The sequence below is a fragment of the Flavobacterium sandaracinum genome (genome assembly GCF_004349135.1).
GTDB lineage: Bacteria > Bacteroidota > Bacteroidia > Flavobacteriales > Flavobacteriaceae > Flavobacterium > Flavobacterium sandaracinum.
Genome location: NZ_SMFN01000022.1, coordinates 27,592 through 39,591, shown reverse-complemented (window position 1 = coordinate 39,591; position 12,000 = coordinate 27,592). Strand labels below are relative to the sequence as shown.

General features: G+C 34.7%; 11 protein-coding genes. 3 read left to right on the top strand and 8 right to left on the bottom strand.

What is annotated here, in order from left to right:
• Positions 1 to 53 precede the first annotated feature (53 nt).
• Positions 54 to 935 carry a bifunctional 5,10-methylenetetrahydrofolate dehydrogenase/5,10-methenyltetrahydrofolate cyclohydrolase gene (locus E0F91_RS14995; protein ID WP_132067260.1) on the top strand — a complete coding sequence of 294 codons (882 nt, stop codon included), beginning with the start codon at positions 54 to 56 and terminating at the stop codon, positions 933 to 935.
• 142 nt (positions 936 to 1,077) lie between these two features.
• On the opposite strand, the gene rluF is transcribed toward E0F91_RS14995, so the two are convergent.
• The 4 genes from rluF to E0F91_RS14975 form a co-directional block, all read right to left on the bottom strand.
• Positions 1,078 to 1,899, bottom strand: coding sequence for a 23S rRNA pseudouridine(2604) synthase RluF (gene rluF, locus E0F91_RS14990; RefSeq protein ID WP_132067259.1), 822 nt, complete (start codon positions 1,897 to 1,899; stop codon positions 1,078 to 1,080).
• Positions 1,900 to 2,082: 183 nt separating this feature from the next.
• Positions 2,083 to 2,925, bottom strand: coding sequence for an alpha/beta fold hydrolase (locus E0F91_RS14985; protein ID WP_132067258.1), 843 nt, complete (start codon positions 2,923 to 2,925; stop codon positions 2,083 to 2,085).
• Positions 2,926 to 2,964: 39 nt separating this feature from the next.
• On the bottom strand, positions 2,965 to 3,744 hold the full coding sequence (locus E0F91_RS14980) for a zinc ribbon domain-containing protein (protein WP_132067257.1): 780 nt from the start codon (positions 3,742 to 3,744) through the stop codon (positions 2,965 to 2,967).
• Between the two features lie 3 nt (positions 3,745 to 3,747).
• Positions 3,748 to 4,842, bottom strand: a complete 1,095-nt coding sequence (locus E0F91_RS14975) for a Nif3-like dinuclear metal center hexameric protein (protein ID WP_132067256.1) — start codon at positions 4,840 to 4,842, stop codon at positions 3,748 to 3,750.
• A gap of 110 nt (positions 4,843 to 4,952) precedes the next feature.
• Here E0F91_RS14975 and lpxK point away from each other — a divergent pair, with 110 nt between their 5' ends.
• Both lpxK and E0F91_RS14965 read left to right on the top strand, forming a co-directional pair.
• Positions 4,953 to 5,978 (top strand): tetraacyldisaccharide 4'-kinase, encoded by a 1,026-nt coding sequence (gene lpxK, locus E0F91_RS14970; protein WP_132067255.1) that lies wholly within the window; start codon positions 4,953 to 4,955, stop codon positions 5,976 to 5,978.
• Positions 5,950 to 6,762: a purine-nucleoside phosphorylase gene (locus E0F91_RS14965; RefSeq protein WP_132067254.1), complete on the top strand. Its 813-nt coding sequence runs from the start codon at positions 5,950 to 5,952 to the stop codon at positions 6,760 to 6,762. Before lpxK ends, E0F91_RS14965 begins: the two co-directional genes overlap by 29 nt.
• 3 nt (positions 6,763 to 6,765) lie before the next feature.
• On the opposite strand, the gene E0F91_RS14960 is transcribed toward E0F91_RS14965, so the two are convergent.
• From E0F91_RS14960 to E0F91_RS14945, 4 genes are all read right to left on the bottom strand, one after another.
• Positions 6,766 to 8,931 (bottom strand): tetratricopeptide repeat-containing hybrid sensor histidine kinase/response regulator, encoded by a 2,166-nt coding sequence (locus E0F91_RS14960; RefSeq protein WP_132067253.1) that lies wholly within the window; start codon positions 8,929 to 8,931, stop codon positions 6,766 to 6,768.
• Between the two features lie 15 nt (positions 8,932 to 8,946).
• Positions 8,947 to 9,954, bottom strand: a complete 1,008-nt coding sequence (gene gap, locus E0F91_RS14955; RefSeq protein ID WP_132067252.1) for a type I glyceraldehyde-3-phosphate dehydrogenase — start codon at positions 9,952 to 9,954, stop codon at positions 8,947 to 8,949.
• Positions 9,955 to 10,022: 68 nt separating this feature from the next.
• Positions 10,023 to 10,892: a lipoyl synthase gene (gene lipA / locus E0F91_RS14950; protein WP_091255323.1), complete on the bottom strand. Its 870-nt coding sequence runs from the start codon at positions 10,890 to 10,892 to the stop codon at positions 10,023 to 10,025.
• Positions 10,893 to 11,172: 280 nt separating this feature from the next.
• Positions 11,173 to 11,988, bottom strand: coding sequence for an energy transducer TonB (locus tag E0F91_RS14945; protein WP_132067251.1), 816 nt, complete (start codon positions 11,986 to 11,988; stop codon positions 11,173 to 11,175).
• Positions 11,989 to 12,000 lie beyond the last annotated feature (12 nt).

Sequence of the window (12,000 nt, the reverse complement as noted above, 5' to 3'; positions counted from 1 at the left end):
AAAGTCGTAATGATTTTGAGACTTTTTGCTTTAATATATTAAACCAAATAACAATGCAACTACTAGACGGAAAAAAAACAGCGGAAGATATTAAAAGTGAAATTGCTGTAGAAGTACAAAAAATGAAAGACAATGGGGAGAAAGTACCTCATTTAGCAGCTCTGATTGTTGGAAATGATGGAGCAAGTTTAACCTATGTAGGAAGTAAAGTAAAAGCCTGTGAAAGAGTAGGTTTCGAATCTACTTTAGTGAAAATGCCAAGTACCACTACTGAAATTGAATTGCTAAAGAAGATTAAGGAATTGAATGAGAATGATGAAATTGATGGTTTTATCGTCCAATTGCCACTTCCAGAGCAAATTGATGAGCAAAAAGTGTTGATGGCGGTTGATCCAAGTAAAGATGTCGATGGATTTCATCCTGAGAATTTTGGAAAAATGGCGTTGGACATGACGACATTTATTCCAGCGACACCTTTTGGAATTTTAGAATTGTTAGAAAGATACGGTGTAGAAACCAAAGGAAAACATACCGTTGTGATTGGTCGTAGCCATATCGTGGGCAGACCCATGAGCATTTTGATGGGAAGAAAAGGGTTTCCTGGAAATTCAACGGTGACTTTAACACACAGTTACACTAAAAATATTGAAGAAATTACTATTCAAGCGGATATCATTATTACGGCTTTGGGTGTTCCAAATTACCTGAAAGCAAACATGGTAAAAGAGGGTGTTGTGGTTATCGACGTAGGTATTACTCGTGTTCCAGATGAAACAAACGAAAAAGGATATGTTATTACTGGTGATGTTGATTTTGAACAAGTGAGTAAAAAATCATCATTTATTACTCCAGTTCCCGGTGGAGTAGGACCTATGACTATTGCCATGTTATTGAAAAACACGCTTTTGGCAAGAGAAATGAAAAGAAATAAATAGAAATATAGTATTGATTTAGAAAAGGCCGTTTCACAACTTGTGAAACGGCCTTATTTATTAGGATTCTTATTACAAGAGAGGTAGTTGCAAATACTCAAATTTCAAAAACTTATTTTAGTTGTAAAACCTTCTCTTTTTTTATTTAATAATCCCCTCGTCCTTTAAACCTTGGATCATCTCTTTTGATGAATTCAGTTCTTCTTTTGGGAGCTTCTGTTCTTTCTGGTTTAGGAAAACTCGCTTCTTCTGTTTTGCTTGATGGCTCGATGAGTTCGTTTAATTCTTTGATTTCTGCATCAGTCAAATCACGGAATCTCCCCACAGGAATATCAAGTGATATGTTGATAATTCGGATGCGTTTCAAGGCAATAACATCATAACCCAAATACTCGGTCATTCTACGGATTTGACGGTTTAAGCCTTGTGTTAAGATGATTTTGAACGTGGTAGAACTTATTTTTTCTACCTTACATTTTCGGGTAACCGTGTCTAAAATTGGAACACCATTACTCATTTTTTCGATAAAACGATCGGTGATTAATTTGTTAACTGTTACCGTATATTCTTTTTCGTGGTTGTTTCTAGCACGAAGAATTTTGTTGACAATATCGCCGTCATTAGTCATAAAAATCAATCCTTCGGATGCTTTATCTAAACGGCCAATAGGGAAAATGCGTGTTGGATAATTAATATAATCTACAATATTGCCACGAACTTCTAAGTTGGTGGTGCATTCAATTCCAACAGGTTTATTAAAAGCTAAATAAATAGATTTCTCTCTTTTCTCTCGGATTAGTTTACCGTCAATACGCACTTCGTCATCAGGTGAAACTTTTGTGCCTAATTCTGGAACGACTCCATTGATGGTCACTCGACCTTCTTCAATGATTTTATCAGCTTCGCGGCGGGAGCAATACCCAGTTTCTCCTATGAATTTATTGAGGCGTTTTAGATTTTCTTCCATACTGCAAAAGTAATGAATTTGATAATTAGATACTATTTAAAATTGATTTGAAAAGTATAGTTACACAAAGATGCTCAAAAATGTAACGTAGATAAAGTCAATTTTTTTTTGAAATAAATCATAAAATTCTTCGTGAAGCTTTGTGTTTCCTTTGTGAATCTTTGCGAAATAGTTTTTTTAAAATTAGTCAAATAAGAAACGGCAGACTTTTTTATATAATTCATCATCGTGCATGCTGTGACCTAAACCTTTGGTTTCAATAAAAACAGCATTATTCCATACTTCGGCAATTTTTTTTCCTTCTTCAAATAAAACTACAGTATCGTCAATGTCATGAGCGATGAGTCCTTTTGTGTTTATTTTAGATACAAATGTTTTACTAGAAAACTGTTCAAGGCTAAGTTTAAAATGATTCAAGTAATGAGCTTCTAACGATTTTAAAATTTTAGCATTCAAACTCAACAATGTAATATAATTGTTTAAGATAATATTAAAATCACTGGGAGATCCAAGAATTGCAATTTTTTTTAGCGTGTCATTTTGATAAACGGATTGGTAATACAAGCAGGTTTTTCCACCAATAGAATGGCCTACTAAGTACTGAGGTTTGTGTTTTTCAACAGCGATATGAATAAACTCGGCATATTGAGGAATATTGAACTCCTTTCCACTGGATAAACCGTGTGCGGGACCATCTATTGCTATAATGGTACTGCCTGATTTTTTTAGATATGGTATAAATTTTTCCCATCTTGAAGCGTTACTTTCCCATCCATGCACTAAAAGTACAATTGAGTTATTTCCTTTCCAGGTGTAGGTGTGAAAGGAATCGCCTTTGTGCTGAAATATTTCAGTGGTAGCTTCTTGTAGAATTTCAGGAAGTTGGTTTTTTAACAATTTTCCTTCTCGGGGCTCGCTAAATAAAGCATAGGCAAGTTGCGATGCTTTTTTTGGGGATACAAAACTTAAGAAGTTGATGTAGGAACCAATGGATTTAGTGAATATAAAATAAAATATTTTCTTCATAATAAAAAAGTCCCGATATGTATCGGGACTTAAATGTAATTAGAATTTAGAAAACAACTGTTCCATTTTCTCTTTTTCTTCGTCAGCCAAAACGCTGTCTACTAATATTCTTCCGGAGTGTTCATCAGTTATGATTTTCTTTCTGGAAGCAATTTCTACTTGTGTTTGTGGTGGAATAGTAAAGAATGATCCTGCAGAAGCTCCTCTTTCGATGGAAACAACAGCTAAACCATTGCGAACACTAGTTCTGATTCTTGTGTACGCTTTTAATAATCTTTCCTCAATTAAAGCTTGGTATTCAGCTGATTTTTCTGAAAGGAATGCTTCTTCCTTCGCAGTTTCAGCCATGATAGCGTCTAATTCTGATTTTTTATGCTTTAAGTGATTCGATTTTGCTTCTAATCTTTCTTTTGAATTTGAAATTACTTCTTTCTTGTGCTCGATAGAAGCTTTCATTTCTTTAATTTGTTTTTCAGACAATTGAATTTCTAATTCTTGGAATTCAACTTCTTTAGTCAACGAATTAAATTCTCGGTTGTTACGAACCGTTTCTTGTTGTTTCGTATATTTTTTGATAGCTTCTTTGTGCTCATCAATTGCATTCTTTTTTGATTTGATTAGATCCTCAATAACTTCAAGTTCTCCTTTCAATTTTTCTGAACGTGTGCTTAAACCAGCCACTTCATCTTCTAAATCTTCTACTTCTAGAGGAAGTTCACCTCTTACGTTTCTGATTTCGTCAATTCTAGAGTCAATAAGTTGTAAATCGTAAATTGCTCTTAACTTGTCCTCAACACTTAATTCTTTCGTATTCGCCATATTCTATAAGTACTTAACTGGATTTGAATTTTCTTCTGATAAAATAACTGCAAAATTAAGGATTTTTTTTCGAAGATACTCTACAATATAATTTTTTGTATAGCGTTCGCTCTCAAAATGTCCAATATCGGCCAATAAAAGTTCATTTTCGGCTTCATAAAACTGATGGTATTTCAAATCTGCTGTCAAATAAGCATCAGCTCCGGCTTGAATGGCATTTTTTATTGCAAAACTTCCAGCTCCACCAAGAACGGCTACTTTTTTAATTTCCTTTCCAATAAAGTTGGAATGTCGAATTCCACCACATTGCACTTTTTCTTTTGTAAAAAGCAGAAACTCTTTTTCACTCATGGGATTTTTCAATTCGCCAATCATTCCCAAACCAATATTTTGATGCTGATTTTGCAACTCATAAATCTCATATGCTACTTCCTCATACGCGTGGCTTTTGAATAATGCTTTTAGAATTTTGTTTTCCAAATGTTTTTCAAAAGAGACTTCGATTTTGATTTCGTCTCCTTGCACAAACTCAAATCGTTCGCCAACTTGCGGATTGCTGTGTTCATTTCCCATGTAGGTTCCAATTCCTTTCGAATTAAAACTGCAGTTTTCATAGTTGCCAATATTTCCCGCTCCAGCATTAAATAACGCATTTCGTACTTCTTCTGCATTTTCAGGAATGGTAAATGTCACTAATTTCCGAATGAAGTTTTGTTTTGGAATCAAGATTTTAGTATTTACCAAGCCCAGTGCATCACTGAATATTTTATTGACTCCTTCCTGATGATTGTCCAGTGCGGTGTGAACAGCATAAATGGCAATATCATTTTTTATGGCTTTAATAACGGCGCGTTCCACATAGTTTTTTCCGGTAATTTTTTTTAAACCAGAAAATAATATCGGATGAAAACACACCACCAGATTACAATTTTTTGCAATTGCTTCGTCAATTATATTTTCTAAAGCATCATGACAAACCAATATTCCAGTAGCTTCTACATCTTGATCTCCAATCAATAATCCGACATTGTCAAAATCTTCTGCATAGGCGAGTGGCGCCATTTCTTCAAGTACGGAAATTATTTCTTTGATTTTCATGATTTTTTAGTTTAAAGTCTGAGGTTCCAAGTTTAATGTTGATCAACTTTAAACATTAAACAAAAGAAACAAAATTTTAAATCAAAGATAATTTATTCTACTTTCGTAAAATGAATTTAATTCGAAAATTACTGTTTCCGTTTGCCATTTTATATGGTCTCATAACGAGTATTCGAAATTTTCTTTTCGATAAAGGCATTTTAAAATTCTATTCTTTTGATTTGCCTGTTATTGCTGTTGGGAACCTTAGCGTTGGTGGAACCGGAAAAACACCCCAAATTGAATATTTGATTCGGTTGCTTTCGGATACATATAAAATTGCCACTTTAAGCAGAGGTTATAAAAGACAATCCAAAGGTTTTATTTTGGCGCAAGCCGGTACAAATGCAAAAAATCTTGGTGACGAACCTTTTCAATTTTTTCAAAAATTCCCATCGATACATGTTGCAGTTGATGCTGACAGAAAAAACGGAATTGAACAATTACTATATCTTCCTGAAAAGCCGGAAGTTATTTTATTGGACGACGCTTTTCAACACAGAAAAGTAAAAGCAGGATTTTATATTTTGCTCACTTCGTACGGCGATTTATATTCGGATGATTTTATGTTACCAACAGGAAATTTAAGAGAAAGCAGGGATGGAGCTAAAAGAGCAAATATTATTATTGTCACCAAATGTCCTTTCAATCTTTCGCTTGACGAACAAAATAAGATTAAAAAGAGTTTAAAAGTTGGTGTAAATCAGGAATTGTATTTTACTTTTATAGCTTACGATGATTATATTTATGGAGAAAACCGAACAATAAATGTAAATGAAATTCAATCAGCTACTAAGGTATTGGTAGCAGGAATTGCAAAACCAGAACCATTTTTTTCCTATTTACAAAACTCAAATGATGTCTGTTTGTCTTTTCCAGACCATCATAATTTTACCGATAAAGACCTATTAGAAATTAAAAATGTAGCGCAAAACAACATTATTATTACTACCGAAAAAGATTATGTACGTTTAAAAGGAAGTGTACCAAGCGAACAACTTTTTTATTTACCAATACAAAGTTCTTTCCTTTCGGGAAGTGAAAATTTTGATAAAACAATTATAAATTATGTGGGAACAAGTACAAGAAACAGTTAGTTTTATTCAAGAAAAAATCAATTTCACACCTGAATATGGTGTGATTTTAGGTTCAGGATTAGGAAGTTTTACGGATGAAATGAAAGTGTCATACACGTTGCCGTACAATGAAATCCCAAATTTCCCGGTGTCAACTGTGCAAGGTCATAAAGGCGCATTGGTTTTTGGAACAATAGGAGACAAGAAAGTGGTTGCGATGCAAGGACGTTTTCATTTTTATGAAGGCTATTCTATGACCGAAGTTACATTTCCAGTGCGAGTAATGAAATTTTTAGGTGTGGAGAAATTGGTAGTTTCAAATGCTTCTGGTGGTGTGAATCCAAGTTATAAAGTGGGTTCTATTGTTATGATTACGGATCATATCAATATGACGCCTGAACATCCTTTACGAGGGAAAAATGACGAACGTTTTGGACCTCGATTTGTAAATATGAGCGAACCATATTCGAGAAATATGATTGCCAAAGCCACTGAATTGGCAAAGGAATTAGAAATAGAAGTTCATGAGGGAATTTATTTAGGATTGCAGGGACCTACTTTTGAGACGTTAGCTGAATACAAAATGGTTAAAATTCTGGGTGCTGATTGTGTAGGAATGTCCACTGTTCCAGAAGTAATTGTGGCACGTCACATGGATTTGGAAACATTTGGGATTTCTGTGATTACGGACATGGGTAACGAAGAAAGTATTGGCACGATCTCTCATGATGAAGTTCTTGAAGCTGCCAAAGCAGCTGAGCCAAAAGTGAGAAGTCTTATTAGAGAACTAATCTTAAAGTATTAATTTCTAGATATATTCAGCAATTGTGGTGTAAAATTCTTCTGGTATGAACGGTTTGGTAATAACATCGTTCATACCAAATGATAATAACATGTCGCGATTTTCATGAAGCGAGATTGCGGTAAGCGCGATAATAGGTGTTGCAGCATCAAAAGTCCGAATCAATTCTGTAGCAATTGTTCCATTGATCCCGGGTAAATGAACGTCCATTAGCACCAAATCAAATTTATTTTTACGTACTAAGTCTATTGCATCTTCTCCATTATCAATTACTTCACAGATGATTCGCTTATTATGAAGCATTTTTTTTGTGATCATTTGATTGATTTTATTATCCTCAACCAGTAATATTTTTTTGTTTACTAATTTAGAATTATAGTCAACTTTTTTGGCGACTTTAAATTCTACAGGAAGTTCGCTTATTTTAAAGGCTAATTTAAAAGAAAAGGAAGAGCCTTGGCCTACGATGCTTTTTAATTCTATTCGTCCACCTAGGATTTTAATTAATTTCTTTACAATGGTCAGTCCTAAGCCTGTTCCGCCGTATTTTCGATTGACTTCAATTGAACCTTGTGAGAAACTATCAAACACGCTGGTCAGTTTGTCTTCAGGAATCCCAATTCCAGTATCTGTTATTTCAAAATATAATGTTGCCGCTGTGTCCTCTAAAACATGGAGGTTGGCGGTTACCGTAACGTCACCATTTTTAGTAAATTTCAGGGCGTTATTAATTAAATTTAATATAATTTGGGATAATTTCGTTGGATCACCTATCAAATAGTCAGGAATCGCAGCATCAACATTTAACCTGAAATTATTGTTGTTTACCAAGGCTAATTCTTTTAATGAATTTTGAATTCCAATTAAAAGTTGTTTTAGGTTGAAGGTAGTGTATTCAATTTCAATACTGTGGGACTCAATTTTATTGATTTCTAAAATCTCATTTATAAATTTGGTCAAGTAATCGCCTGAAAATTTTAGCGAAGACAAATAGTCCATTTGTGTTTTCTTTGGATTTTCTTCTAATAGTAAATGCGTAATTCCATTGATAGCATTCAAGGGGGTGCGAAGTTCGTGACTTACGGTCGATAGAAATTCAGATCTTGCTTTTGACGCCTTTTCGGCTTTGTCTTTTGCAATTTCTAATTCTTTATTTTTCTCCTTTAACAGCAAATTGGACTGATTTCGGATGATGTTATTTTTGTACAATGACAAACTTAATAAGGATAAAATAGAGATCAACGCAATAGCAAGGATGCTAATGAGTTTAGAAAACTTACTGGCTCTTTCCTGTTCTTTAGTTTCATTATTGGTTTGAACAATTTCTTTTAACCGTTCTGATTCCTTGAATTTTGTATAATCGTCTATTCCCAGTCTTTCGTTATTGATGATAGCAAGGCGCTCTTTTAGATTGAGATGTTGTTTTAAATAAGAGTAGGCATTGTTTTTATCTAATATTTTTTCGTGAACAGTACTTAAGGCAAGCAATATGTTAGATTTCTGTTCAAGATTCTCCGATTTGTCATTTAATTCAAGCGCTTTATCAAGATAGTTTAAAGCTAAATTATTTCTGTTTTTTAGTGCTTCAATACTACCAGTTTGGTACAAGGCTTCTGCTTTGGTATTTGATAAAGCAGGAGTAGTGGGGATTGCAATTATAGTCTTAAAAACCGTTAAAGCGAGATCTAATTTGTTTTTACCTTTGTAAATTAATCCTTTTTGAAGTTGAAACAATTCAGCAACATCGGGGATATTTAGTGCCGTATAAATGGATTTTGATTTTTGAAAGTACATGGCAGCTCTGTCGAAATTTTCTTTTGCCATGTAGCACAAGCCAAGATTGTAATAGAGGTCCGCTTGGATAACTGCAGGTTCTTGCATCGCGATAAGCGAACTACTTTTTAGAAAATATTCAATTGCATCGTTATATTTTCTTAAGTCGTAATACAGTTTTCCTAGGTTGTAGTTTTCAATGGCAAGATCCTTAATGTTGTTGTTTTTCTTGGCATATTGTATTGCTTTTTGGGTATTTACTAATGCCTCTTTGTAATTGTTATTTTGAACATGAGAATGACTTAAACTACTATAATAAGCGGTACTATCTGCATCCTCAATGGGTTGAGAATACAGTAGTGTATTTAAAAAGAGTACATAAACGAAAAGCAATTTCATTTGTTACCGATTTTTTTATTGGTTATTTTTCATGCTTGTCAAAAGTATTAAATCAATTATTCTTGAAGAATATCCTATTTCATTATCATACCAGCCAACTACTTTAACCATTTTATCGATAACTGAAGTAAGTTGGGCATCAAATATACATGAATTTTTATTGCCAATTACATCAACAGAGACAATAGGGTCTTCGGTGTAATCCAAAATCCCTTTTAAATTAGTTTGTGCTGCTATTTTAAAGGCCGCGTTTATTTCTTGTATGGTGACAGCACGTTTCACATTGAAAGTGATGTCAGTCAAAGAACCATCAGGAACTGGGACACGGATGCCGCAACCACCTATTTTACCTTCAAACTCAGGAAATATTTTTGTCAAAGCTTTGGCTGCTCCTGTTGTTGTAGGAACAATAGATTGGCTCGCCCCGCGAGCGCGACGTAAATCTTTATGAGGTTGATCGTGTAAGCTTTGGTCTGTTGTATAGGAGTGTATTGTGGTAATATAGGCTTGTTCAATACCACAAAGTTCATTAATCACTTTAATCATAGGGGCCGCATTATTCGTGGTGCAGCTGGCATTTGAAATGATGTTTTCTGAGCCATCCAATATAAAATCATTGACTCCTAAAACTACCGTTTTTATAGTGTCTACTTCTGAGGGTGCAGAGAGTATTACTTTTTTAGCACCAGCTATAATATGGGAATTCAGTTCTTCAAAAGTTTTGTATTTCCCGGTAGATTCAATTACATAATGAATGTTTAAGCTTTTCCAATCGAGGTTAGAAATCCTTTTTTCGTGAAAAAACAAATAATGTTTTCCGTCGAGTAAAATCCCTTTTTCGTCAGCGCTAACAGCAAATGGTAAAACTCCGTGAATACTGTCGTATTTTACTAAATGTGCCATTGTTTTTTTATCAGCAATGTCATTTATGGCAACAACTTCTATGGAGGGATGGTTCAAGAGCAAGCGAAATAAATTCCTTCCAATTCTTCCAAAACCATTTATGGCAATTCTTGTTTTCAATATTTTTTTGTTTAAAGTTTCAGGTTTAAAGTTTCTCAACTTGAAACTTTAAACCTGAAACAGTTTTTTTAAAGAATATGTTTTTGTGCTTTGTAGGAGGATCGAACTAATGGCCCGCTTTCAACATGTCGGAAACCTAATTCCAACCCAAATTGTTCGTATTTTGCAAATTGCTCTGGAGTTATGAATTCTTTTACCGGCAAGTGTTTTTTACTGGGTTGCAAATATTGTCCTATTGTAACGATATCAACGTGTACTGCACGCAAATCTCTCATAGTTTGATACACTTCTTCTTCTTGCTCACCAAGACCCAACATAATGCCAGATTTGGTTCTTTTGATTCCTTTTTCTTTCAAGTAGCGCAGTACTTCCAGACTTCGGTCATATTTTGCTTGAATACGGACTTCACGAGTCAGTCTGCGAACTGTTTCTACATTGTGTGAAACGACTTCTGGATTGGCTTCCACGATACGGTCTATATTTCTTTCGATACCCTGAAAATCGGGAATCAAGGTTTCAAGAGTTGTGTTTGGGTTCATTCTGCGGATGGCTTTTACGGTTTCAATCCAAATAATAGAACCACCATCTTTCAAATCATCTCTGTCAACGCTAGTGACTACAGCATGTTTGATGTTCATGATTTTTATAGAACGCGCCACTTTTTCTGGTTCATCCCAGTCTACGGTCTCAGGTCTTCCGGTTTTTACACCACAAAAGCCACAAGAGCGGGTACACACATTTCCTAAAATCATAAATGTAGCCGTTCCTTCACCCCAGCATTCACCCATATTTGGGCAACTTCCTGAAGTGCAAATCGTGTTCAAACTATATTTATCAACCAAACTGCGAAGCTCGGTGTATTTTTGGCCAATTGGGAGTTTTACCTTTAACCACTTTGGTTTGCCTACAGGTAAAGTATTTTCTAAAACAGTTTCCATATATCATATTTTGAAGTTGCAAAGATAAGGAATGTTGTTTATTTTAGGATTGGTTTAGCTGTTTATTTGAAGGAATCCAAACAGAAGTAGTAGGAGCAGAATATTTAGTAATCTTAAGAAATAGTCGTCCTGCTTTCGCCTTTATCTCTGCGCGCTGCTTCGAGGATATCAGCTCAATCAGGGCTAGGTGATAACTTTTTGTAGCTATAAGGAGACTGTTTTAAAACAAATAAAATTGGTAAAAAGAACTCCAATTTTAAATTGGAGCTTTTTCTGTTTTTTAATTCATCTGTACTGTAATGGGAAGGTTGTAGGCGGTTCGCACGGCTTTACCGTCAATCATTCCAGGAGACCACTTTGTTCGCAATGATTTCAATACGCGAACAGCTTCTTTACCTAGTCCATAACCAGGATCTCTTTTGACTTGAATGTCACTCATGCTGCCATCTCTTTCGATTACAAAAGAAACGTAAACCCGAATCGATCCACTGCCTTCTATTTCTTTTTTTTCAAAATTATTACCTACATACGTATAAAACTTATTAATTCCGCCAGGGAATTCAGGAAGTTTATCTAGCGAAACGCTGTTGATGATCGCATTCCCTGTATCAATGGCTGTTGTTGTTTCGACTCCAGAAGGAGAAGCGGGATTGATGCCAATAGTACCTGTTCCTTCTGAAGTTGTATTTGTTATGGTAGTATTGTCGGTGTTTTTTGCAATGTCTTGATTGGCTTGTGAAGCTTGAACGATTATCGGATTAACCAGTTGGGCGCTTTTAATTGGTGCCGCAATATTTTTAGTTTTTATCTCTGGCAATGCCTTTTTTGGTTCAAGCTGGTTTGGAATTATGTCAGTAAGTTGCACTATAGTGTTGCTGAAATCAGGAATGTCAATCGGGGGTGTTCGATTGGGATTAAAATATGCAATAATTATGGGAATGCTTAAAGCACTAAATAAAAATAGAACGCCCATAAAAAGGGAGGTCAATGCCGTTTTTGTACTTTCTCGACGCAACTGATACGCTCCATATTCTTTGTTTCTGTCTTGGAAAACAAGATTAATCCAGCTTGTTTCGTAAATGCTTAATTTTGACATAATGTGTGGATT